The 24350-nt window shown below is 60.1% G+C and carries 22 protein-coding genes, 1 tRNA gene, 1 other RNA gene and 1 pseudogene; 20 read left to right on the top strand and 5 right to left on the bottom strand.

The window, feature by feature from the left end; all coding sequences use genetic code 11:
• Positions 1–345: pseudogene (locus tag ACEW8N_RS06970) on the bottom strand (hypothetical protein); the annotation flags it as partial.
• A 334-nt stretch (positions 346–679) separates the two neighbouring features.
• On the opposite strand from ACEW8N_RS06970, the gene ACEW8N_RS06965 reads away from it, so the two are divergent.
• From ACEW8N_RS06965 to ACEW8N_RS06945, 5 genes are all read left to right on the top strand, one after another.
• A complete protein-coding gene (locus tag ACEW8N_RS06965) occupies positions 680–2122 on the top strand; it encodes an MBOAT family protein (protein ID WP_373499075.1) in 1443 nt (480 codons plus the stop codon).
• A gap of 18 nt (positions 2123–2140) precedes the next feature.
• Positions 2141–3148 (top strand): hypothetical protein, encoded by a 1008-nt coding sequence (locus ACEW8N_RS06960; RefSeq protein ID WP_373499074.1) that lies wholly within the window; start codon positions 2141–2143, stop codon positions 3146–3148.
• Positions 3149–3376: 228 nt separating this feature from the next.
• Positions 3377–3919, top strand: coding sequence for a YeeE/YedE thiosulfate transporter family protein (locus tag ACEW8N_RS06955; RefSeq protein WP_373499078.1), 543 nt, complete (start codon positions 3377–3379; stop codon positions 3917–3919).
• A complete protein-coding gene (locus ACEW8N_RS06950; protein ID WP_373499073.1) occupies positions 3916–4446 on the top strand; it encodes a YeeE/YedE thiosulfate transporter family protein in 531 nt (176 codons plus the stop codon). The genes ACEW8N_RS06955 and ACEW8N_RS06950 overlap by 4 nt, the downstream gene beginning before the upstream one ends.
• Before the next feature lie 99 nt (positions 4447–4545).
• Positions 4546–5223, top strand: coding sequence for a hypothetical protein (locus tag ACEW8N_RS06945; protein WP_373499072.1), 678 nt, complete (start codon positions 4546–4548; stop codon positions 5221–5223).
• A 26-nt stretch (positions 5224–5249) separates the two neighbouring features.
• Here ACEW8N_RS06945 and ACEW8N_RS06940 read toward each other — a convergent pair whose 3' ends face one another.
• Together ACEW8N_RS06940 and ACEW8N_RS06935 are read right to left on the bottom strand one after the other, a co-directional pair.
• A complete protein-coding gene (locus tag ACEW8N_RS06940) occupies positions 5250–6818 on the bottom strand; it encodes a hypothetical protein (RefSeq protein WP_373499071.1) in 1569 nt (522 codons plus the stop codon).
• A gap of 215 nt (positions 6819–7033) precedes the next feature.
• A complete protein-coding gene (locus tag ACEW8N_RS06935; protein WP_373499070.1) occupies positions 7034–7321 on the bottom strand; it encodes a hypothetical protein in 288 nt (95 codons plus the stop codon).
• Between the two features lie 329 nt (positions 7322–7650).
• On the opposite strand from ACEW8N_RS06935, the gene hisB reads away from it, so the two are divergent.
• The 13 genes from hisB (at position 7651) to ispD (ending at position 19848) form a co-directional block, all read left to right on the top strand.
• Positions 7651–8238, top strand: coding sequence for an imidazoleglycerol-phosphate dehydratase HisB (gene hisB / locus ACEW8N_RS06930; protein ID WP_373499069.1), 588 nt, complete (start codon positions 7651–7653; stop codon positions 8236–8238).
• 219 nt (positions 8239–8457) lie between these two features.
• Positions 8458–9105 (top strand): hypothetical protein, encoded by a 648-nt coding sequence (locus tag ACEW8N_RS06925; RefSeq protein WP_373499068.1) that lies wholly within the window; start codon positions 8458–8460, stop codon positions 9103–9105.
• A complete protein-coding gene (gene hisA / locus ACEW8N_RS06920; RefSeq protein WP_373499067.1) occupies positions 9102–9860 on the top strand; it encodes a 1-(5-phosphoribosyl)-5-[(5-phosphoribosylamino)methylideneamino]imidazole-4-carboxamide isomerase in 759 nt (252 codons plus the stop codon). Before ACEW8N_RS06925 ends, hisA begins: the two co-directional genes overlap by 4 nt.
• A 190-nt stretch (positions 9861–10050) precedes the next feature.
• Positions 10051–11826, top strand: a complete 1776-nt coding sequence (dnaG, locus tag ACEW8N_RS06915) for a DNA primase (RefSeq protein ID WP_373499077.1) — start codon at positions 10051–10053, stop codon at positions 11824–11826.
• Positions 11827–11848: 22 nt separating this feature from the next.
• Positions 11849–13615, top strand: coding sequence for an RNA polymerase sigma factor RpoD (gene rpoD / locus ACEW8N_RS06910; RefSeq protein WP_373499066.1), 1767 nt, complete (start codon positions 11849–11851; stop codon positions 13613–13615).
• Positions 13616–13679: 64 nt separating this feature from the next.
• Positions 13680–13752: transfer RNA gene (locus ACEW8N_RS06905), tRNA-Ile, on the top strand.
• An 84-nt stretch (positions 13753–13836) separates the two neighbouring features.
• Positions 13837–14640, top strand: coding sequence for a Nif3-like dinuclear metal center hexameric protein (locus tag ACEW8N_RS06900; RefSeq protein WP_373499065.1), 804 nt, complete (start codon positions 13837–13839; stop codon positions 14638–14640).
• Positions 14641–14674: 34 nt separating this feature from the next.
• Positions 14675–15394, top strand: coding sequence for a zinc ribbon domain-containing protein (locus ACEW8N_RS06895; protein ID WP_373499064.1), 720 nt, complete (start codon positions 14675–14677; stop codon positions 15392–15394).
• A 17-nt stretch (positions 15395–15411) separates the two neighbouring features.
• An RNA gene (gene rnpB, locus ACEW8N_RS06890) (RNase P RNA component class A) lies at positions 15412–15817 on the top strand.
• A 63-nt stretch (positions 15818–15880) separates the two neighbouring features.
• Positions 15881–16642, top strand: a complete 762-nt coding sequence (locus ACEW8N_RS06885) for an ABC transporter ATP-binding protein (protein WP_373499063.1) — start codon at positions 15881–15883, stop codon at positions 16640–16642.
• Complete coding sequence (locus ACEW8N_RS06880; RefSeq protein ID WP_373499062.1) at positions 16630–17805, top strand: SufD family Fe-S cluster assembly protein; 1176 nt, start codon at positions 16630–16632, stop codon at positions 17803–17805. The genes ACEW8N_RS06885 and ACEW8N_RS06880 overlap by 13 nt, the downstream gene beginning before the upstream one ends.
• On the top strand, positions 17806–19128 hold the full coding sequence (locus tag ACEW8N_RS06875) for an HPr family phosphocarrier protein (RefSeq protein ID WP_373499061.1): 1323 nt from the start codon (positions 17806–17808) through the stop codon (positions 19126–19128).
• A gap of 3 nt (positions 19129–19131) precedes the next feature.
• Positions 19132–19848, top strand: a complete 717-nt coding sequence (ispD, locus tag ACEW8N_RS06870) for a 2-C-methyl-D-erythritol 4-phosphate cytidylyltransferase (RefSeq protein ID WP_373499060.1) — start codon at positions 19132–19134, stop codon at positions 19846–19848.
• On the opposite strand, the gene ACEW8N_RS06865 is transcribed toward ispD, so the two are convergent.
• Complete coding sequence (locus ACEW8N_RS06865) at positions 19843–20358, bottom strand: TIGR00725 family protein (protein ID WP_373499059.1); 516 nt, start codon at positions 20356–20358, stop codon at positions 19843–19845. The two genes, ispD and ACEW8N_RS06865, sit on opposite strands and share 6 nt — an antisense overlap.
• Positions 20359–20361: 3 nt before the next feature.
• Positions 20362–22035, bottom strand: a complete 1674-nt coding sequence (locus ACEW8N_RS06860; RefSeq protein WP_373499058.1) for an adenylate/guanylate cyclase domain-containing protein — start codon at positions 22033–22035, stop codon at positions 20362–20364.
• Positions 22036–22402: 367 nt separating this feature from the next.
• Here ACEW8N_RS06860 and ACEW8N_RS06855 point away from each other — a divergent pair, with 367 nt between their 5' ends.
• The gene (locus tag ACEW8N_RS06855) at positions 22403–23356 is read left to right on the top strand and encodes an AAA family ATPase (protein WP_373499076.1); all 954 of its coding nucleotides are present in this window, start codon (positions 22403–22405) and stop codon (positions 23354–23356) included.
• 39 nt (positions 23357–23395) lie between these two features.
• Positions 23396–24274 (top strand): DUF58 domain-containing protein, encoded by an 879-nt coding sequence (locus tag ACEW8N_RS06850; RefSeq protein WP_373499057.1) that lies wholly within the window; start codon positions 23396–23398, stop codon positions 24272–24274.
• Positions 24275–24350 lie beyond the last annotated feature (76 nt).

The following is a 24350-nucleotide window of genomic DNA, read 5'->3' as shown; positions in this document are numbered from 1 at the left end:
GGCGGCCTGGATCGCCGCCGTGTCGTCCCGGCCGTCGTCGGGGCGTGCCCCGAAGCGCGGGTCGGTGACGTCAAAGACCGGACCTGCGACCTCGGGGATCGGCCGGCGGCCCATGGCATACCCGGCCCGGGAAAAATCGGGCAGGCGCGTTTCGGTGGGGCCGGCCTCCTGGTATTCCGTCCAGACGGCGGGGATCCAGCCATTTTTTTCGGCCTCCGAAAGGCCGGAGATTTCGGAAGGGGGCAGGGCGTGCGGCCCGCAGCCGCATATAAAAAGGAAGGCCGAGACCGCGAGCAGGCCGCAGGCCGATCCAAAATGCGTTTTCACAGGGTGTGTGACTTTCAAGAAGATATCTCCCGTTTCCAGGGTTGCGGAGGTTTCCGGGCGCATGCGGCCCCGGATCCACGCGGCCGGATAGCCGAAGGGATCCGGCGCACGACGGCATGAAAGATCATATTCGGGACCAATTGTCAACTCCGGAGCGCGGCAGGCGCATCCCGGCCGTTTTTCCGCCGGCTGCGGCCGATTATTTCCGGATTTTCAGTGATTTTCCGTTTGACGCGCTTGAAGCAAGCCTCTATAGTCCCCTGACCTCGGCATCCGTGGCCGGGAGTCCCGAAGGTCCGCTCACGAGAGATCGGCCTCGGCCGGCCCCCATTATTGAACCCGTTTAACGACCATGCTATTCAACTCACTTCAATTCGCGGTTTTCTTCATCGTCGTCGTCGGCATCTACTTCGCGATTCCCCACCGTTTCCGGTGGATGATGCTGCTCGCGGCGAGCTACTATTTTTACATGTGCTGGAAGGTCGAGTACATCCTTCTGATCCTGTTTTCCACCCTGGTCGATTATACGGCGGCTCGGATGATGTCCAGGGTCCCCGACCGGCGGGGGCGGCGGAAGTACCTGTGGGTCAGCCTGGTCTGCAACCTGGGCATCCTGTTTTTTTACAAGTATTTCAATTTCCTGAGCCGGTCGGTGACCGATGCCTTCCAGGCCTGGAACATCTTCTACGACGCCCCGGTCTTCCACGTGATGCTGCCGGTGGGCATCTCGTTCTACACCTTCCAGACCCTGAGCTACTCCATCGATGTCTACAAGGGCCGGATCCCGGCGGAGCGGCACCTGGGGATATACGCCCTCTATGTCTCCTTCTGGCCCCAGCTCGTGGCCGGCCCCATCGAGCGGACCCATCATCTTCTGCCCCAGTTCCGGGGACGCTATGAATTCGACTACGCGCGGGTGACCGACGGTCTCCGCCTCATGCTCTGGGGCCTCTTCAAGAAGGTGGCCATCGCCGATCACGTGGCGGTCTACGTCAACCAGGTTTACAACCACGTGGGCGACTACCGGGGGGTTCCGCTACTGGCGGCCACGTTTCTCTTCGCCATTCAGATCTACTGCGATTTTTCGGGATACACCGACATGGCCCGCGGGGCGTCCCGGGTCATGGGCTACGACCTCATGGAGAATTTCAGGCGGCCCTATTTCTCCAAGTCGATCCGCGAATTCTGGCAGCGCTGGCATATCTCCCTTTCCACCTGGTTCCGGGACTACGTCTATATTCCCCTGGGCGGGAAGCGCGCTTCGACCGGGCGCTGGTACTACAACCTCTTTGTGACCTTTCTGCTGAGCGGCCTCTGGCACGGCGCCAACTGGACCTTCGTGATCTGGGGGGCCCTCCACGGGTGCTACCTGATCCTGGAGAACATGACCGGCCATTTCCAGGCCCGCCTGGCCGACCGGTGGTTTCCGGGCGAGGCCCGCTTCATGAACCGCGCCGTCCGGACGGGCATCACCCTGGCCATGGTCTGCTTCGCCTGGATCTTCTTCCGGGCCAATACCGTGGGCGATGCCTTGGCCGTCATCGGCAAGATGTTCCTGATCGATCCCTCCGACATGGGGGTACAGGTGGTCGGCCTGCCGTCGTTCCTGCGCTCCGTGCTGCTGGTGATGGTCCTGTTCGCCGTGGACATGACCGAGCGGCGGAGGGGGATCCAGGATGCCGTGGCGCGGCTGCCCATGGCGGCCCGGTGGTCGATCTACACGGCAACCGTCTGGGCAGTGATGGTTTCCGGGGTGTTCGGGGTGCAGCAGGAGTTCATCTATTTTCAGTTTTGATCGGGTGTCGAATTGACCATGCAGGCAAAACGGTTTTTCATCAAAACAGCGGCCTTCGGGCTCCTGAACGCGGCGATTCTGGCGGCCGTGCTCCTGTTTTTTTCAGGGCGGAACCGCGATGTCCGCCTGGATATCGACGTCACCGAATCGAACCTCCTCGTGATGGGGGAAAACCAGCATTACGGCGTCGCCATCCTGGGGACCTCGCGGGGCCGCGTGCTGTCCAGGGACGGCAACCACCGCGTGCTGGAGGCGATCCTGGGCGAGCGGGTCGTCAACCTCTCCAAGGGCGGCGGCGGCGGACTCATGCCCGCGGAGCTGCATCTCTCCCATTTCTACAGCCGCGGCAACACCGTGGACCACATCCTCTACCTGGTGGACCCATGGGTCTTCTTCTCCGCCATCAACAACGAAAACAACGACTTCTTCCTGCGGGACGAACCCTTTGAACTCTCGATCCTCTGGAACCTGATCCTGGAAGGCTACCCCCAGGACCGCATCTTTTCCTACCTCCAGATGATCGCGGTCGACGACTGGGCGGGCATCTCCCGCTACGCCGGGCCGGGCCTCACCGAGGGCAGGCTCAAAACCATCGACGGCGCCAAGCTGGAGGAGGCCCGGCAGCATTATCTCGATCGTTACGGGGAGGGCAATTTCGAGCGCTACAGCCCGGTCGTCGACCGGATCAACGCCCTGGCCAAAAAGAACGGCAGCCGGATCACCTACGTCATGCTGCCCCTCCTGATGCGCGATTTCCCGGGCCTTCCCGAGGTGGACCGGAAGCTCCGGGCGGCCGCGGAAAACGGCGAGCACGTCGCCTATGTCAACCTCGAGTCGGCCATGCAGGACCGGCGCTTCTATTACGACCACATGCACTTCAACACCGCAGGCATCGCCTGGTTCGCGAAAAACGCCCTCCGCCCCATCCTGAGCGGAAAGGCGCCGCATCACATGGCCGGGGCGCTCGCCATGCCGGAACTCCCGGAGAAACCTGGCGGGGCCGGGGCACTCGGGGTATTGCCCTGAGATAGCGCTGTCCGTCCCGGAGGCCCGGCCGCCGGACCCTGTCCTGGCCCGTCGTCGCCGAAACGCTTTTGTATTGACAGATCCGCGATAACCTGATTCTTTTTGAAAGGATCCGGAAGCGCCGTCTCTTTCGCAGACAGGGTTCGGATCACCATCTGACATACCTTTGGTCTCAACCGGACAACCCCCCCGAAAGTCGGGTGAAAAAAGGAGGCGTCGATGAAGTCGATGAAAAGGAAAACAGATGACGGCGGATGGAGCCCCTACCTCGCCGGGGCGCTGGTGGGTCTCCTGGCGATCGCCTCGGTTCTTGCAACCACCCATCTGCTTGGTAAAACCAGTTATTTAGGAGCGTCAACCACCTTCGTGCGCGCTGCCGGCTTTGTGGAGCGCGCCGTTTCCCCGGAGCACGTGGCGTCCAACGAGTATTATGCCGAAACCAAGGTCCGCGTGGACTGGCAGTTCATGCTGGTTGTCGGGATCGTCCTGGGTGCGCTGATTTCGTCTGCCATGGACGGAAGCTTCCGGCTGGAGGGCGTTCCCCCCACATGGGAGGAGCGGTTTGGGCCCTCCATCGGAAAGCGGGCCGCCGCAGCTTTGATCGGCGGGGCCGTCGCCATGGTGGGCGCCCGTCTGGCCGACGGATGCCCCAGCGGACACGGTCTCAGCGGCATGATGCAGTTGTCGGTGAGTTCATTTGCGGCGCTGGCCATGTTTTTCGGCGTGGGCGTCTTGGTTGCGCATATCGTGTATGCAAGGAGGGCCTCATGAGCACGGAGCAGTGGCTGGGGCTTGTCACCGGCGTATTGTTCGGATTTTTGCTGCAGAAAGGGCGGGTTCTTCGGTTCGACAAACAGGTCGGGGCGATGCTTTTCAGAGACATGACGATATTCAAGTTCATGCTGTCGGCGATTCTGGTGGGAATGGTCGGGATCCTCATCCTCTCGAATCTGGAAATGATCAAATTGAGCCACAAGCCCATGAATGTCGGCGCCGTGCTGATCGGAGGCGCCTTGTTCGGTGCCGGATGGGCGATCATGGGTTTCTGCCCCGGCACCTCTCTGGGCGCTCTGGGCGAGGGGCGCTGGCATGCCGTATTTGCCATGATCGGCATGGTGGGCGGGGCGGCACTCTATGCAGAGATTTATCCCTTTTTTAAATCCACCGTGATTGCATGGAAAGACTTTGGAAAGATCGGTCTGCCCGAGGCGTTGGGTATTTCTCAGTGGATCATCGTTTCCTTGTTCTGGGCGGGTATCCTCGCGATGTTTTTCTGGTTTGAGAAAAAAAGGCTGTAATTCCAGGAGGAACGGAGATTGTATCTCTTGGGTCGACCGGGCCGGCCGGAGTCCGTCTCATTGCGGCCGGCGCCGTCTATTTTGGTTTGAGGAGTTTTTATGCGGGTGCGCACTTGGTTTATCCTGCCGCTGCTTGCCCTGATCCTGGCCGTTGCAGGCTGTGGAAGGCCGAAGGTGGTGACGCTTTCCAGCCCCGCCGGGACGTTCGACCCCATCCGGATGGAAACGACCGACGTGGCTGTGGTGCTGAGGGCCATTGCCCGGCAGGATGATGAGGGCGCCCTGATCGAAGATCCCGGCTGGCGCGAATATATCATGGAAATCAAAAACCTCGGAACAGATCTGCTCACGGTGCAGAACGTCAAATTGCTCAATCAGGACGGACGATACGTCGATTCCGCATCGGGGTATGAGCAGATCACCGCACCGCCTACGGTCGGCGGGGAACTGGCGAGCGATGTGGTCGGTACGGCGGCGGGCATGGCCGCGACGCAGTTCGTTCCCTGCGGCGGGACCCTCTTTGGCCTGCTGTCAAACGCCACAAAAGCATCGTCTGCCGGGTCAAAGGCAAAGGCGAAACGGGACTTTATGCTTCGTGTTTTGAAAAATGTCGAGCTTGCGCCCGCCGGCAAGGTGGAGGGCAGCGCTTTTCTGCCGAACATCCCGAATCCCAGGGCGCTGGTCGTGAATTATGCCCAGGGCGGCAAAACGAATCGGGTCGAAGTCCCCCTGCCATCCGAGGCGCCGGAGGACCCTGAGGACCCTGATCCATCTTAAGCTTCCGGCGCGCCGCGGGCTCCGGGTTACCGGAATTCGCCGTGCAGTTTGATGTCATCCACCCGGCCGCTTCCCCGAATCAGGAAGCCGTTCACCTCGAGGAGCATTGCGCCGGGCTGGGCGTTTTCCAGATCCGCCTGGAGGTCTCTCACAAATGTTCGCCATGTCCCGTCCGCGGCGTCATCGCCGATGCCGTATCTCACAAGCTGGCCGCTGCCCAGGAGGTTCTGGGCAACGGGCGAATAGATCAAAAAGCGGCGTCCCGCCCTCGTAAGCGTATCAATGAAAATCTCGAAATTTTCCGAATAGTTCATGCTCCACTGGAGGATGAACTGGTCGGTGTTCCGCCAATCGGAAAGAGTGTCGGACCGGAGGCGGTAGCCGTGATCGATGCCCGAACCGCTCAATTGCACGACATTGCCTTGCCGATCGGGGTCGAAGACGATGGCCGCTTCCGGGGGGGCGCTCCGATCGGTCAGATCGAGATAGACATGCCATCGGTGGGTCGTGCCGCTGTTCCCGTCCTCATATACCGTCGTGAGGCCGCCGGGCGCCGGGACGTCGTTCCCGTCGAGGGGGCTCGTGCCCAGATGGATCTCCATGCCGTCGATGCTGCCGTCGCCGTCGGTGTCCGGATCCCGGGGATCGGTTCCGGTCTCGGACAGTTCCATGCTGTCCGGAAGTCCGTCGTTATCCGTGTCGACCCTGGGGATGTAGGCCGCCACCTCATTGGAAAAACCGCTCTCAATGAAGCCTCCCGGGCCGGTATGGTTGAGGTAAAGATGCCAGCCGTCCGAAAGGCCGTCTTCGCCGTCTTCGTAAACGGTGGTGTAGAGGGCATGGGGATTGGGTGCGCCGGGAAAGCGCCGGTGCAGTTTGATGTCGTCCACGCTGCCGTTGCCGCGGATCATGAAGCTGTTGACGGCTATGATTCGGGTGCCGGGCTGGGCCGCTTCCAGGTCTTTCTGAAGGTCGCGCACCACCGTATGCCAGCCGCCGTTTGTGATGAAGGCGCCGATGCCGTGCCTCACGAATTCATCCTCTCCGAGGGTGTCGCCGTCCACCGGCGGATAGGCGAGATAGCGGTGTCCCCGGGTGGTTTCGATGTCGATGAAGACCTCAAACGGCTCCGAATAGTTCATGCGCCATTCCATGACGAACTGATCCGGGGCTCCCCATTCGGACATGCCGCCCGTCCAAAGCCGGTACCCATGGTCGAGACCCGCGCCGTCAAAGCGAATGACTTTTCCGCCCCCGGCGGGGTCGTGGACGTTGACGATGGTGGCGCCGTTGGCGATGTAAGCCGTCGCCGCGAAATAGTAGGTGGCGTCCTCTTCAAGATCCGAGATTCTGGACTCCAGGGTATTGCCCACGTCAATGCTCTGGGTATAGCTGCGGCTCTCGGGTCCATAATGTATTTTGTATCCGCTGACGATAACCCCCGGTGCGTCCCAACGGAGGGCTACCTCCCCGGCGTGCGGGGCTCCCCCGTGAAGAACCGCAGCAACCGAAATGCCGAAAAAAATGAGGCGGCACAGGGCGGTGCGGGCAAAGCGGGAGAAAAAAAGGATATCGACCATTGTAAATCCTCGCATGTCATCCTTGAGTATCGTCCACAAAACGCCCTTCGCTCGGAGCGCGGAGGAGGATACTTCGGATGGGTAAAACGCCTGGTGATGCTGGGGGGCTGCGGAGCCCGAACCGGCCTTTGACGATCCGGCGGCGTCGGTTTCCGATCCGCAGGGTCCCGGGAGCCAATGGGCTGGCCGTCATCTGCAAACGACGGGTCCGCGCCTGTCGTCTTCGGTTCCTACATGATGTACGCCAGAGCGCTGCGGTAGTTCGCGTCGATGTTTTTGGCGGCGCTCTCAACGCTTTCCCTCAGGTTGAGCCAGCTGTCTCCCGATTTTTTGAGCGCCTTCACCTGCATCTCAATGAAATTCCTGTTCTCAATGATCGTGACGATGAGAGACTCGAGTTCATGCCGACGCTCCGGTGCCGTGGTTTTCACCTCGACAGCCAACTCATCCAGTCGATCATTCCATTTTTGGAGGGTTTCTTCTACGTCTCGGATATAATCCTTTTTCGAAGTCGTCATTTTGTTGCCTCCTCTGGTGAATGGATTGTCCTGGCAATGGCGGGGGGATGACATCCATGAATTTATATAGTAATCATGGCCATGTCAATCAACAACGGGCGCATCCTCCGCCGGGGGGAATCAAAACCCTTGACCTTTTCGGTGACAGGGTGTATGCTTCCCAACGTCGAATTTTTGTTAATTCAAATAAAATCAAATAGTTAAACGGCCGCAGCGTTGGGGGGATACCTGTGATGGTTCCTCCCGGATTTGTTGGAAAAGGGTGCCTCTTTCGAGGGGATGTTTTCTTGCAAATGCCGCCTCGAAGGCCGATGGGAGCCGGATAGAGAATGGGACGCAGGGCCGAGGTTGAGCGCAGCACCAAGGAAACAAAAATAAGCATCACGCTGGATTTGGACGGTTCGGGTCAGGCGGACATTCAGACGGGCATTCCTTTTTTTGATCACATGCTGACCCTGTTCACCGCCCATGGCCTCTTCGATCTCCGCATCCGCGCCGACGGTGATATCGCCGTGGATTTTCACCACACGGTAGAGGATGTGGGCCTGGTGCTGGGTGACGCGTTTGGCCGGGCGCTTGGCGACCGCCGGGGGATCCGGCGCTACGGGCATGCCGTGACGCCGATGGATGAGACCCTTTCGGCCGTGGCCGTCGACCTCTCCAACCGGCCCTATCTGGTCTACAACGTGCTTCAGACCGGAAAGGGGGGGGCCGGGTTTGATGTCTATCTGGCAAAGGAATTTTTCAGGGCATTTACCAACCGGTGCGGCATGAACCTTCACATCAACGTCGCATACGGAGAAAACGAACACCACATTCTCGAGTCCGTGTTCAAAGGGGCCGGCAGGGCGCTGGACGGGGCCTCCGCTCACGACGACAGAATCGTGGATGTCCGTTCGACCAAGGGCGTACTGTAGTTCCAAACCTTGATAACCTCATAAAAGTCGCATGACAGACGGTTTCGTCAACCGTTTGAGATCAGGGCCATCGGATCCCGGGGAATGAGGCGTACGTTCAGTGCGCTGCAGTGACGAGGGGTTCGCGCAACTCGGATATCTGACGATTTGCGAAACCGCCAATCAGATGTGAAAGTGGTGGCAGACATGAATCGGTGGAGCATTTGGTGTATAATACTGGTGGGGGCGGCGTCTGCCTTCGTGTGGGGGTGCGCCGACAGGCGGGTCAGCCAGAAGTCGATCGAGCTTGCCCCCGATCTCCAGAAAATTCTGGTGGTGACCTTCAGGGACATGAACACCGACACGGGCGCACAGGTCAACATCCGATGCCCTCTCAGCGGAAAGGTTTTTGCCGCCGGGCCGGTCGATCCCGCGGCGTCGACCCAGTTGACCAACCGGCTGATGGCCGCCCTGAAGGCAAAACCTCCTCGGGATTACAGGCTGATCAACGCATCGGATCTATGGGAAATCCAGGCCCGGATGCTGGATCGCAGGCAGGCCGTCACCGAGCGGAGCCTGATGATGGAAACCGGACGGGCGCTGGAGGCCGATGCCGTTCTGGTCGGGCATCTCTACCGCTACATAGAAAGGGTGGGCGGAAACCTTTCGGTGGAATCCCCTGCATCCGTGGCCTTTGACCTCCATCTCGTCCGGGTGTCCGACGGGTCCCTCCTCTGGACCGGGTATTTCGATGAAACCCAGAAGACGCTCATGGAAGACATGTTCGATATCAGCGCCTTCTTCGAGCGCGAGGGCAAGTGGGTCACGGCGGAGCAGATGGCCTCTGCGGGGCTGGCAAGGATCATGGAAGGCTTCAAGATCCCATGATCGTCATACCCGCAATAGACATCAAGGGCGGAAGATGCGTCCGTCTCGAGCAGGGGCGGATGGACCGGGAGACCGTTTTCGGCGAGGACCCCGCCGCCATGGCGCGCCGGTGGGCGCAGGACGGCGCGGCGATGATCCATGTGGTCGATCTCGACGGCGCGGTGGAAAAAAAGCCCGGAAACCTGGCTTCCATCCAGAGGATTCTCGATGCCGTGACGGTCCCCATACAGATCGGTGGCGGCATCCGGGATATGGATACGATCCGCATGTACGCGGATATCGGGGTCCATCGGATTATCCTCGGGACCGAAGCGATCCGGAATCCGGCCCTCGTTCAGGAAGCCTGCACGATTTATCCGGGGCGGATCGTGGTCGGCATCGATGCCAGAAACGGGCTGGTCGCCATCGAGGGATGGACGGAGACCACCCGGACCCGCGCGGTTGACCTGGCCCGGCGGTTTGAAGACAGCGGCGTCGCCGCCGTCAACTTCACCGACATCCATCGGGACGGCATGCAGACCGGCCCGAACATCGAGGCCACCCGGGAACTGGCGGAATCCATCTCCATACCGGTGGTGGCCTCCGGCGGCGTCTCCACCCTCAAGGACATCCAAAATCTCATTCCACTCGAGCCGTTCGGGGTCATCGGTGTCATCACGGGCAAGGCGCTGTATGCCGGGACCCTGGACCTCAAGGAGGCGATTGCCCTGACGCGCCGATATCCCGATGAACAGGTTTCTTCGCGCCTCAGTTGACATGAGGGGATTCCGGCTTACATTATCCAAGCTTCTCGTCCGCGGGCACCGGCGACAAAAAAATGGTCGGGCTGCACAGGGGAAGTTGCCTCATCCGTCGGCAGTGATTAAAAATAAATTTTAGGTAAACCCTTTTCCGCTTCAATATCCTTCCGGAGTTCCGATGTCAGCGTGAGGGAGGCCAGTTTTGGTGGAGTCGATTCCCGAAAAAACGATTTCAGATATCCGGAACGTTTCAGATATTGTCAACGTTATCTCGGAAGTGGTGCTGCTCAGGAAAGCCGGTAAAAATTTTCAGGGCTTGTGCCCCTTTCATTCCGAAAAAACCCCATCGTTTTCAGTAAGCCCCGACAAACAGGTTTTCTATTGTTTCGGATGCGGCGCCGGAGGCAATGTATTCACCTTCCTGATGAAGCACGAAGGACTTTCCTTTGCCGAAGCGGTCCGCAAGCTGGGCCGCCGGCACGGGATTGCGGTGGAGGATCGACAGCTCTCGCCGGAGGAGCGGCATCGGATGCAGGAGCGCGAGGGGATTTTTGATGTCAACCGGGAGGCGGCCGCGTTCTTTCGGAAGAATCTGACAGACGGCCAGGAGGGGCGCTCGGCGCTGGCCTACCTCCTGAATCGGGGGCTGACGCGGGAGACGATCGACCGGTTTTCACTGGGGTATGCGCCCCCGGCCTGGGATTCTCTCTCGGGGTATTTTTCAGGGCGGCAAATTTCATCGGATTTCCTCGAAAAAGCCGGCCTGGTCATCCCGAGGGAGAAGGGCGGCGGACATTACGACCGGTTCAGGAACCGCATCGTCTTTCCCATCCTGGACGCCTCAAGCCATATCGTCGGGTTCGGCGGGCGGGTGATGGACGATGCCCTTCCGAAATACCTGAACTCGCCTGAAACGGCCGTCTTCAACAAGCGCCGCTCCCTCTACGGCCTGGATGCGGCCCGGGCCCGGTGCCGTGAAACCGGCACCGTTTATGTCGTCGAGGGATATTTCGACGTCCTGGCCCTGTCGCAGGCCGGTATCCGAAATGCCGTGGCGACACTCGGGACGGCCCTGTCGACGGAACACGTCAGGATTTTGAAAGGATATGCCCGGGAAATTGTTCTCGTCTATGATTCCGACCAGGCCGGCATGCGGGCCGCCGTCAAAAGCGTGGAGACCTTTCGAAAGGAAAATATGAATGCAAGGATTCTGGTGCTTCCCGAGGGAGACGATCCGGATTCATTCCTCCTGAGATTCGGCCCCGGGGCCTTCATGGAAAAGGCCCGGACGGCCCGGACCATGATGGATTTTCTGATGGAGGAGACGGTTCGGGAGCACGGCCTCTCCATCGAGGGGAAGCTTCGAATCATCCAGGATCTCAAGGCGCCGCTGGGCGCCATTTCAGACCCGATGGCAAGATCCCTCTATGTCCGAAACCTGGCCGCGATCATCGACGTTGACGAACGGTCGGTTGCTGGCGCAGTCGCCGCGGCGTCCTCATCCGGCATGGCGGATGCCGCTCCGGGGAGAGGGCCTGTGCCGGAGGCGGCCGGGATTGCGGGGCGGAGCGTCATGATCGAGCGGAAGATCATCACCATGATGCTCCAGTTCAAGGATTTCCTGGTGGAGATCGACCGCCGCGGCACGCTCGATGATTTCGAGGACGAGCGGCTCAAATCCATCGGCATGCATCTCCTTGCGCACTACAGGGCATCCGGCGAACACGATATCGCCGGGTTGATAGAGAAACTAAATGATGCGGAACGGGAGATGACGGTAAATCTCTCGTTGGGAGGGGACGTGTGGGATCGAGACGGATGCCTGAGATTGCTGGCCCAGTTTGATTCGGGCCGAAAGAGGCATACAGACGACCTGCTGCAGAGAATAGACGCCGCAAGCCGCGGCAACGATCAGGCTCTGCTGCTGGAATTACTGAAGGAAAAACAGAACCGGGCCAGGAAGAGGCAGGCGATAAACTGAACTCTTTAGGAGGCGCAACTAGATGGCTATGAAATCTACTGTCAATGGGGAGAACGCGGACGACAAGGCCGCTTTCAAGTCGCTTATCGCGAAGGGAAAAGAGCAGGGGTACCTCACGTACGACGAGATCAACGCCGTCCTTCCCGATGACGCGCTATCCCCGGATCAACTAGACGAGACGCTTGTCCTGTTCAACGACCTGGACATTGATGTTCTCGGAGATAAAAAACAGCCGATTTCCAGCTCGGCCAAGGCGAAGAGGAGCCGGAGCAAGGTGAGCATCGATGCCGATCCCTCGGTCTCCGAATTCGGTACCGTGACGGACCCCGTCAAGATGTATCTCAGGGAAATGGGAATGGTGACGCTGCTCAGCCGGGAGGAAGAGGTCGAGATCGCCAAAAAGATCGAGTCCGGCGAACAGGAGGTGTTGAAGGCCCTTCTGGATACCACCGTGGGCGTCAATTGCATCATGGACCTGGGCAATGACATCGAGGCGGGGACGCTTCGCCCGCGCCATGTGCTGCGGGATCTGGATGAAGGAGACACCTGCGTCGACGAAGAGCTGCAGATCAAGAATTTTCTGACCACCATCCAGTCCATCCGGGAGGTGGACAATGAAAACAAGGCCTACCGGGAGCAGCTCTTTACCACGGAGGTGGAGGCCGATGAACAGCGCCGGATCAGAAGGAACATCTCCAGAAGAAACAACAAGATCTTTGACTTTCTCAAGGATTGGCGCCTTGAAAGCGGTGTGATCGACAACATCGAGACGGCCATCAAAGAGGATATCCGTTGGTTCACTTTCATGCAGGGAGAGCTTTCGAAATGCGCGGAGAGCATCGGCATCCCCGCCGGTGAGAGCCGCAAGAGCCCGGAAGACAGGGAGGCCCTGGTCGAGTCCCTCCGAATGAAGCGCATCCTGGAGCCCTCGGAAATCGATGTGCTGATCGACAAGCTTCAAACGATCCAGGAAAAGATCGATGCCCGCGAGCTGGAGATCAAGGCGACCTGCAAGGCCTTGAAGCGGATCATGTCCAACGTGGAGGAGGGCCGCCAGAGGGCCAAGGACGCCAAAGCTGAGCTGATCCGCGCCAATCTTCGGCTGGTGGTGAGCATCGCCAAGAAATACACGAACCGCGGGCTGCAGTTCCTGGATTTGATACAGGAGGGGAACATCGGCCTGATGAAAGCGGTGGACAAGTTCGAGTATCGCCGCGGGTACAAGTTCAGCACCTATGCCACCTGGTGGATCCGCCAGGCCATTACGCGCGCCATCGCCGACCAGGCCCGCACCATACGGATACCGGTCCACATGATCGAGACCATCAACAAGCTGATCCGGACTTCCCGCTACCTGGTCCAGGAGCTGGGGCGGGAGCCGACACCCGAAGAGATCGCCGAAAAGATGGAGATCTCCCTGGAAAAGGTCCGAAAGGTCCTCAAGATCGCGAGGGAGCCCATCTCCCTGGAGACCCCCATCGGCGAAGAGGAGGACAGCCATCTGGGCGACTTCATCGAGGACAAGAAGTTCATGCTGCCCTCCGATGCCGCTGTCAGCCTCAACCTCTCCGAGCAGACGCGGAAAGTGCTCGCCACCCTGACACCCCGGGAGGAGAAGGTCCTGCGGATGCGGTTCGGCATCGGGGAGAAGGCCGACCACACCCTGGAAGAGGTCGGACAGGATTTCGCGGTGACCCGTGAGCGCATCCGGCAGATCGAAGCCAAGGCGCTCCGAAAGCTGAGGCACCCCACCCGAAGCCGGAAATTGAAGAGTTTTATCGACTATTAACAGGGTAATTCTTGACAAAATGAACCCACGGCGTTAGGTAGGTGCTCGGTATCGATCTCCCTTTGGGCCCATAGCTCAGCTGGTAGAGCCACCGGCTCATAACCGGTCGGTCCCTGGTTCGATCCCAGGTGGGCCCATCACAGTAAAGCCGACGGAAAGGCGTGGCGGAAATTCGAGCCACGCCTTTTTTGATCGACCATCCTCGAAAATGGAGGGGTTTTATGACCGTCACCGTAGCGGACCTGATCGGTATCATGGATCAGATCGCGCCGCCCGCACTGTCGGAGGAATGGGACAACGTCGGGCTACAGGTCGGGCGGAAGGACTGGCCGGTAAAGAAGATATGGGTATCCCTCGATCCGACCCCGGCGGTCGTCGCCGCCGCATGTGAAACCGGCGTCGACCTTCTCATCACTCACCACCCCCTCTGGTTGAAACCCCCCAAAACCATCGATTTCGAGACCCCGCCAGGAAAGATCGTCCATCAGTCCGCCCTTCATCAACTGAGCATCTTTTCCGCCCATACCAACCTGGACAGCGTGACCGACGGCATCAACGATGTCCTGGCGGCCCGGATGCAGTTGACCGGTCTTGTTCCCCTTGCGGCGTCTTCCCGGGCCGCCGGGGAAGGCATCGGCCGGGTCGGCACCCTCACCCGTCCGACCACGCTGGCGTCCCTCGTTCAAGCGATCCGGGAAACGTCCGGGGCGACCGCCCTGCGGTATTCCGGAGATCCCGATATGGCCGTTCGCCGCGTGGCGGTGTGTTCAGGGAGCGGATCCAGCCTGATGGGAGCCTTTTTCGCCTCGGGGGCCGACGTTTACATCAGCGGGGACCTGAGGTACCACGATGCCCGGGATGCCGAAGCCGCCGGAAGGGGGCTCATCGATATGGGGCATTTTGCATCGGAGCACATCATCGTGGGCATCCTTGCAGAACGGCTGCGGGTGATACTCAAAAAAATGTCCCTCCCGGTGCTGGTGGCGGAATGCCCCCTGGAAAAAGATCCGTTTGTTTCCATCTGAAGGGCGATGCGACGGAGAAGAATGGAGAGATGTGATGGAAGTTAGAGAACAAATTGATATATTGGTGGAGCTCCAGAGAAAAGATGTGGACGCCGACGCGGTGAGGACGTTTCTTTCGGGGATCGCCCAACGGCTGCAGGCGCTGGAGGGGAACCTGGCTTCCGCAGAGGCGGAGAGGGAAGCGGCGGAGGCCGATCTTGCAGCCCTTCGGAAGGACTATCGATCCCTGGAATCCGACGTCAAGGCCAATCTGGAGCTGATCCGAAAAAGCAAGAGCCGCCTGCCCGGCATCAAAACCAACAAGGAATACCAGGCCCTGCTGAAGGCGATGGAGGAGACGGAAAAGAAGAACAGCCGCTTCGAAGACGAGATGCTCGAATTGCTCGACCGGATCGAGGCCGGGGAAAAGGGGCTCGAACAGCGAAAGCAGGAGTGTGTTCAAGCCGATGCGTCGTTTACGGCGGAAAAAGCTCGACTGGAGTCCGAGTCGCGTGAAGGGGAGATACGCCTCGCCGAAATCGCCGAGGCACGCGATCGAACCGCCCAGGCTGCCCCTCCTGAACTGATAAAGATTTTCACCCGGATCCAGAAACAGGTCGAAAGTCCCATGATCGTTCCGGTGAGGGGGAACACGTGCGAAGGCTGCAATATCCAGATCCCCCCCCAGATGGCCAATGAACTCAGGCGATTCGAAAGCTTGAACTTTTGCCCTTTCTGTAATAGATTGATTTACTGGCAAAGGCCTTCGGATTAGGGTTTTGCCAGATGGTCGGAGCAGTCCGGGCAATCGCCGGACGCGTGTGTCCGGAGGAAAGTCCGAACACCGCAGGGCAGGGTGCTCCATAACATGGAGTCGCGGCGACGCGAAGGAAAGTGCAACAGAGAGCAGACCGCCGTTTTGGGTCGGCGAGAGCGTGTCCGGCCTGCCGGGCGCGGTCTCGGCGCCGACCGACGGTAAGGGTGAAACGGTGCGGTAAGAGCGCACCAGTTCCCCGGGCGACCGGGGAAGCTTGGTAAACCCCACCCGGTGCAAGACCAAATAGGGGAGTGATCGAGGGCGGCCCGTCCGAGCTCCCGGGTAGGTTGCAAGAGGCGCCGGGCAACCGGCGTCCAGAGATGAATGATTGCCGCCATCCTGAGGGATGGAACAGAATTCGGCTTATGGACTGCTCCGACCATTTTTTTTCCATATCCAACCGAATCAGATCGATTCCCGGCAGGAGGAGAGACTGCAAAAACGATGCTGCTGATAGAAGAACTGCGGGTGGAGATCGGCGGGAAACCCATTCTGAAAAACATCAACATGGCGGTGCCGAGAGGCGAGACCCACGTCCTTTTCGGGCCGAACGGATCGGGAAAAACCAGCCTGATGATGACGCTCATGGGGTTTTCCGGATACACCGTCACCCACGGAAAGATCACCTTCAAGGGGGAGGACATCACCTATATGCCCTCGCACGAGCGGGCGCGTCTGGGCATCGGCATCTCCTTTCAGCGGCCGCCGACGATCAAGGGCCTCAAAACCCGCTCCATCGTGGAGATCTGCGGCGCGAGGCGGGGAGAGATCGACGTCGACGCACTGGCGCGTCGGGTGGGGTTCAGCGATTTTCTGGACCGGGATGTGAACGATAATTTTTCCGGCGGTGAGATCAAACGCTCCGAGCTGCTTCAGTTGATGGCCCAGCAGCCCGATCTTGTTCTCCTGGATGAACCGGAATCCGGGGTGGATCTGGAAAACATCGTCCTCATCGGCAAGACCATCAACCAGCTTCTGGGGCGGGGAATCCGATGCAACCGCGATCTCCCGCCGGGTGAACCGTTCCCGCAGCAGGCAAAGTCGGCCCTGGTCATCACCCATACCGGACACATCCTTGAATACATCACCGCGGATAAAGGCCGTGTCCTGTTCGACGGGGTGCTGTGCCTCAACAGGAATGCCAGCGAAATCCTGAAATGGATCCGGGAATACGGCTACGAGGAATGCACCCGATGCGCGATGTAGAAAATGCGATAACGGTCGATCCTGAAGCATTTCAGACGGATGCGGAAGCGCATGCCTACATCCCGGAATTGAGCCGCATCGATGCCTCGGACGCCGAGAAGTGGCTGGATGTGGGGATCGACCCCCTCGAAAGGGACCGCATCGGGACCTTCATCCAGAAGGACCGGACGGTGGTTCATTGCATGTCCCATCAGGCCGGCGTCGAGATGATGGGCATCTCCCAGGCGATGGCCGCTCACCCCTGGCTTTCGGAGTACGCGTGGAAAAGCATTTCGCCGGATCTGGACCCGTTTACAAGGAGCGCCAAGGCCCATCCCCATGAAGGCTACTTCATCCGGGTTCTCCCCGGCGTCAGGGCGGCCCACCCCGTTCAGTCCTGTCTCTACATCGAAAAAAACGGATTTTCTCAGAACGTCCATAACATCGTGATCGCCGAGGAGGGTTCCCGGGTCCATGTGATCACCGGCTGCGCCACGGCGCCCCACCTGGAGTCGGGGCTTCACGTGGGCGTTTCCGAGTTCTATGTCAAAAAAGGGGCCACGCTGATGTTCACCATGATCCACGATTGGGGCAGGAAGGTCAGTGTCAGGCCCCGGACGGTGACCCGCGTGGCCGAGGGGGGGACCCTGATCTCCAACTATATCTGCCTCAAGCCGGTGGGATCCCTCCAAATGTTTCCGACGACGCACCTCGAGGGGGAAGGGGCGGTGGCCCGCTTCAACAGCGTTCTGGTGGCCGGCGCCGGCAGCCACATGGATGTCGGCTCCCGGGTGGTTCTTACGGCGCCCAATACCCGTGCGGAGATCATCAGCCGCGGCATCACCTCCGGCGGAACGATCATCGTCCGGGGGGATCTGATCGGAAAGGCCGCCGGGGTGAGGGCTCACCTCGAATGCAAGGGGCTGATCCTGAACAATGGGCTCATGCATGCCATTCCGGAGCTGCAGGGGTTCGTTCCCGGGGTGGAGATGTCCCATGAAGCAGCCGTGGGGAAAATCGACCGGCGGGAGATCGAGTATCTCATGGCCCGGGGCCTGGACGAGGAGGATGCCGTGTCGACGATCGTCAGGGGCTTTCTGAACGTTGACATCGAAGGTCTGCCCCCCGGTCTGCGGGAAAAGCTCGACAAGGCCATTTCGGAAACCCAGAAGGACATGATGTAGATGATCGCCGCAGAGCGAAGGGCTGAAGACCATTCCTTCACCCAGAAGGTTCACCTGTTCTCCCGCGACTACCTCAGGTGCTGCCTGTTCATTCTCGGCCCCGGATCCCCGGAACATGGATATGAGTTCACCAAGAAGCTTTTTTCCAAGCTGATCGGCACCTCACAGGTCCTCGAGGATTTTCTCGACTTCCACGGCGCCAAGAACAACAAGGAATGGTATCTTTACAGGGAACTTTGCGCCGCCGTGAGGCACCTGAGCCTGGGGGGCTATTCCCAGAAGCACATCCTCAACCGCCTGGTCTGCTATGACCTGAAAGCCGATGCTTCCTTTGAGACAGAGGGGCGCCTGACCCTCGAGTTCCTGACCCGATCCCTGATCAAGATCGCCCCGGTCATCCTGGATGAGGCCAAACGACTGGGCATCCCCGTCCCGGGGGATGAATTCGAAGCATCGGATTTTCCGGGGATCGTCACCGGCACGCGGTTGGAATACAATATCGACGACGAGGAGAAAACCCAGCCGAAAAAGCATATCGTGAAGATCGCGAGCGAATTTCTGAAAATCGGCAAGCACTTCGACCAGTTCGGATACTTCGATGCCTATGACCCGGCCAGGATCCGCTCCCTGGTTCCGGAGATGATCAACGAGGTAGAGGTGAGGCGGTATGAAATGCTGGTGCACAACCTCCAGTCCTCCTTTGACACCTACGTGATTCACGGCGGATACATCTCCGGCGAGCGGCAGCTCAAATCCCTCCGCAGTCATTTCTCCGTGGTATTCCACCTGCTTCAGAGCATGGGCCGGTTTCTTCACTTCTACGAACGCCATCTCCACGAGGCCGGATACCGGGATATCTACAAGAGCGTACGAAACCAGCTCTCCTTTCTGGTGGATCCGGACAGGCTCCTGGACCGGACCATCAATTACGGCCTTTACTGGGTATGCCACTTCTTCTCCCAGGGGAAAGACATCGCCCAGGCGGTCTTGAACGAGAATATCGAGCGCGATGTCATTCAGGTGGGGGTGCCGGTGCCCAGGGGGTTTCACAGCCGGCCGAGCCTGCTGGTGGCCAAGATCGTTCAGTACTATGGCGGCAAGGTCGAGCTGTGTGCGGGGGAAGGCCGGTTTGACGCCAGCAGCGTCCTGGACATCCAGTGGGCGGGCGGCAAAATCAAGAACGAAAACATCACCTTGGTGCGGTTTGAGGGGGATGCCCGGTCCCTCCGGGATCTCAAGGTGCTCGCAAATTCCAACTACGGCGAGGATATCATGGGCAACGGAGTGTCGCTTCCGCGTGAACTCGCCTATCTCCACGAATAGACCATGACACGGGCGGTGGGCATCATCGTGGCCGGCGGAGACGGGCGGCGCATGAAAAGCACCCTCCGCAAGCAGTATCTCGCTTTCGGCGGGCGCCCGATTCTGGGCCACACCCTGTCCGCCTTCCTTCAATGCAGGGCGATCCGCCGCATCTTCCTGGTGGTGCCTGAAACGGACCTCGCCTACTGCCGGGATCATATTCTGAGTCTTTTTGACGACCGGCGCGCCATTGAACTGGTTCCGGGCGGGGCGGAGCGGCAGGCATCGGTATACAACGGGCTGGCGGCGGCAGGGGGGCTTGCGGAGGTTGCGGCCATCCACGACGGGGTCCGCCCCTTCATCCAGGCCGACCTCATCGCCCGCTGCATCGCGGGAGCCGAGGCCTGCGGGGCCTGCATGCCGGGCATTCCCGCCGTGGATACCCTGAAACAGGTCGACGCGGCCGGCATCATCGAGAAGACCCTGGACCGGAGCAGGATCTGGTGCGCCCAGACGCCCCAGGCATTCCGGTACGACCTGATCCGGGAGGCCCATGAATTCGCCCGCGCAAGAGGCATTGTGGAGACCGACGATGCCGCCCTCCTGGAGCGCATGGGGCGGCCGGTCCGGATGATTCCGGGGTGCCGCTTCAACCTGAAGATCACCACGCCGGAAGACCTGGCGCTGGCCCCGGCCATCATGGGGCTGCTGCAGGCGGCGGGACCCCGCGACGGGTCATGATCCTCCGGCCCCTGCCGTCTCCCCGGCCTTGATCCGTTCAATGACCGCCCGGGGCGTTTTGTCCCGGTGAAGGCGGCCCTCCCTTTCGCAGCGGTCAAAGATTCCCCCCGTGTCAAAATCCATCAGAATGACCGGGCGTCCGGCCTTCAGGGCCAGGGCGATCTCCGAGATCGTTCCGGGGCCGCCCGGGCAGGCCACGACGACATGGCTGGAGAGGACGTTGATGATGTTCCGGGCGTCTCCCATCCCGGTAAGGATCGGGATGGTGACATACGGGGAAACCCGGCCCCAGTGGTCATCGGGGAGGATGCCGACCACCAGGCCCCCGGCCTCCCGCGCGCCCCGGGCCGAGGCCGCCATCACGCCGGCATGCCTTCCGCCGGTGAGAAGCACCCACCCCTCCAGGGCGATCCGCTCTCCCAGTTCACGGGCCTTTTCCATCGTCTCTTCATCGGCCGCGCCGCCGCCCATGACGCCGACGATCCGCACTTTTCCCCCGGAGGGCCTCACGACCTATTCCTCCCCGGAGAGGTGGAGGACGCGGAAGGCCTCGACGGGATAGAGCTTCCCCTTGATGTTCTGCGGTTCGAGCGGCGCAACCTCCAGGATCGCTTTCATGGGCTCGTAGATCGCCCTGCTGATGATCACCTCGCCCGGCCCGGCAAGGCCGTTCAATCGGGAGGCCACGTTGACGGTGTCGCCGATCACCGTGTACTCCATCTTCATCTGGGAGCCGATATTTCCCGACAGGACCATGCCGGAATTGATGCCGATGCCGATCCTGCCGAGAAAGCCGTTCTTCCGGGACCGGCTTTTCTCCTGGAAGGTCTGCTGCATGCTCATGGCCGCGCGGACGGCTCGTTCGACGTGGTCGTCGCAGGGGAAAGGCACCCCGAACACCCCCATGACGGCGTCGCCCACGAACTTGTCGACGTACCCGCCGTGGCGGTTGATGGCCTCCGTGGCGATCTCGAAGTATTCGTTGAGCCGCTCCACGATCTCCTCCGGCTCCCGCGGCTCGGAGTAGGAGGTAAACCCCCGGACGTCGGTGAACAGCACCGTGGCGCTGCGTCTTTTGCCCTTCAGCCAGTCGCTCGCCGGATTGTTCAGGATCAGTTCCAGGACCTCGGTCCCCACATATTTGCCGAAGGAGCGCTCCATCATGGATTTCAGCCAGAGTTCCCGGCTCATGCTGTTGAAGGATTTCGCGAGGTTTCCGAATTCGTCTTTCCGGGTGTCCTGGATCCTGTGCTGGTAGTTTCCGGCGCTGATCTCGCCGAACGCCCTGACGAGGATGGTCAGGGGCCTCGAGAACCGGATGCTGTAGAATACGGCGATGACGAGGCCGAGGCCGATGATCGCCAGGCTGATGATGAGAATGTGCCGGTTTTTTTCCCGGATGCTGAGGTCGATGAAGTCCAGGGATATTCCAACATGGACCTCCCCCAGCGCTTTCTCCTTCATGACGACGGTGCGGCTCAGGTTGAGGATGTGCTCTCCAGTGGCCGAGAAATAGTCAAAATAGGTGAAGGTGTCTTCTTTGATGCCGCTTGTGGTGAGGGACTCCATGTCGAAGGTTTCGCCGATGCGGGTGTGATCGGTGTGGGCCTTGATGATCCTGTTCTGGTCGAGGATGATGGCATAGACGATGCCCTCCACGGCCGACGCCTCGGTGAGGAGGGTGTTCAGCATCAGATCGTTCTTCTCTTCAAGGAGCAGGATCCTCGCGTTGCTGACGAAATAATTGAGGCTCACCTTGCCGATGAGGAGGGTCTGCCGGAAAAGCTGCTTGTTCTGAAGGTCTATGGTAAAGAGGTAGAGGGTGAATACGGTGACGGTGATGAGTCCCGTCGTGATCAGAGACCATTGGAGCCAGATCGGGACCCGCGGGATGAAAACCCCCTTTCCGGGCTTCTGGCAGCGGCTTTCGACCTGTTCATGGAGGTTTTCGGAAAGGGATTTGACGGCGAGGCTGTGGTATTCGTTGATGGCCTGGAGGACGTCCTTTTCCGCGGCATATCCCAGTTGAACGAGGACCTGGCCGATATGGGTCGGATCGGTCAACTGAGCCCTGCGGGTCCTCTGGATGTCCAGGGCCTGCTGCAACTGCGCTTCCGTGATGATGTTCTTCTGCATGAGGATGTGGCCAAAAAGCGGCCGCTGCGCCTCATTCCGGGATCTTTTCATCGGGTGCCCTTCCAGCGGCGACGTACGGGGGGATTCACTCGCAAGTCGCTTGGCGGACGGTTCCGTGAAAAGTTCGAGATCTATAGATTGCGAATGCCCATGAATGCGGCATAGTTGCCGCCCGCCGCATCGACGGGATAATCGCAGCGAAGATATCGGGCTTTTTGCGGAACCGCCAAGGTTCAAGTCGCCTATCTTATAAAGCCAAGGAGCGGTCTTGACAAGGTTTAAATGGTTCTCTAAGATTGCTCTTTTCAAATTGCGGCATGGGGTCCGCCGCCTCTGCCGGCATCGCCCCGGGGGGCCGGCGGGCATCCGGCTCATGGCATAAGGAGGTTTTGTGGCACTCGATGCGCTCAAGGCCCGGATCGAAGAGAAGCATTTTCTCGTGGGCAACATCAAAACGGAAATCGGAAAGGTCATCGTCGGCCAGCACAAGCTTACGGAGGGGCTCCTGATCGGGCTCTTCACCAAGGGGCATATCCTGATCGAGGGGGTACCGGGGCTTGCGAAAACAAGCGCCGTCAAAGCCCTTGCCGATACCGTCCGGGCCGATTTCAAGCGGATTCAATTCACCCCGGACCTGCTTCCGGCCGATTTGATCGGAACGGAGATCTACCGCCCCAAGACCGGCGACTTCTACACCAAGAAAGGGCCCATCTTTCACAATATCATCCTGGCCGACGAGATCAACCGCGCGCCGTCCAAGGTCCAGTCCGCTCTCCTGGAAGCCATGCAGGAGCGTCAGGTCACCATCGGGGACGCCACCTATCCCCTCTCGGACCCGTTTCTGGTCATGGCCACCCAGAACCCCATCGAGCAGGAGGGCACCTATCCGCTGCCCGAGGCTCAGGTGGACCGTTTCATGATGAAACTCCTCATCGGATACCCAAACAGGGCGGAGGAAAAGGAGATCATGCACCGGGTCGGATTCGAAACGATGGAAGGCATCCGGCAGGTGATCGATCCGTCCCAGATCAACGAGATAACCGGCCTGATCCGGTCGGTCTATATGGATGAAAAGCTGAAAGAGTATATCGTGGACATCGTCTTCGCCTCGAGAAGCCCCTTGGCATACAAGATGGATATCGCCCCCTACATCCAGTTCGGCGCCTCCCCCCGGGCCACGATCTTCCTGAGCCTGGCGGCCCGGGCATACGCATTCCTCCAGGGAAGGGCCTATGTCACCCCTCAGGACGTGAAGACCGTCGCCCCCGACGTCCTGAGGCACCGGATTCTGTTGACCTATGAGGCGGAGGCCGAGGACGTCACGACGGATCAGATCATCGCCCGGATATTCGATTCCGTCGAGGTGCCCTGACCCGGGGCTCCCTCAGGGTGCGAGGAGGTGAATGCGCGGATGCTTTCTCCGGAAGTCATCAAAAAGATCAAGAAGATCCATTTCAAGAGTTCGCGGCGGGTCAATACCCTGATGGCCGGCCAGTACCGCTCTGTTTTCCGCGGGTCGGGGATCGAGTTCGAGGAGGTCCGGGAGTATTCGCCCGGCGATGACGTCAAGAGCATCGACTGGAAGGTGTCGGCGCGCCTCGGGCGGCCCTATATCAAGCGCTACCGGGAGGAGCGCGAACTCGTGGTCAACCTCCTGGTGGACATGAGCGCCTCGGGCGGCTTCGGCACCGGCGACATGCTGAAACGGGAGGCGGCGGCGGAAACGGCGGCCATCCTGGCCTTCAACGCCGTCCGCAACAACGACAAGGTGGGCGCGATCCTGTTCACCGACAGGATCGAACGCCATATCCCACCCCAAAAAGGGTCCGCCCATGTCTGGCGCCTCATCAAGGAGATATTTGCCTTTCAGCCCGAACGGACCGGCACGGATATCCGGGAGGCCCTGGCATTTCTGGGCCGGGTCGCCCGAAAGCGGTCCGTGGCGTTTCTGATCTCCGATTTTCAGGACGATGGATACTCCCGAGAAATGCGGATGCTTTCCCGCAAACACGAACTGATCGGGGTCGTGCTCTCGGACCCGGGCGAGTTCCGCCTGCCCGAAGGGGGGCTCCTGACCCTCCGGGATCCGGAGACCGGGGAGGCTCAGTTGATCGACGCATCGGATGCCGCCACCCGGAAGGCCTATGAAGCCGCCCGGGCGGAGGACTATCGCAGGCGGCTCGGCGCGTTGAAGGCCGCCGACGTGGACGCCGTCGAACTTCAGACCGGGGACCAGGCGGCCGACGCCCTGACCCGGTATTTTCGGTACCGGGAGCGGCGCAGGCGATGAGCGGCCTGGTCCACATGATCTTTGCCTGCCTCATCGCCCTGTTTGTCGCGGTCCGTCCGTGCCCGGCCGCCGGGCC

The sequence above is a fragment of the Desulfococcus sp. genome (genome assembly GCF_041737845.1).
Classification (GTDB): Bacteria; Desulfobacterota; Desulfobacteria; order Desulfobacterales; family Desulfococcaceae; genus Desulfococcus.
The sequence above is the reverse complement of the archived record's forward strand: the minus strand, read 5'-3'. Positions and strand labels throughout refer to the sequence as shown.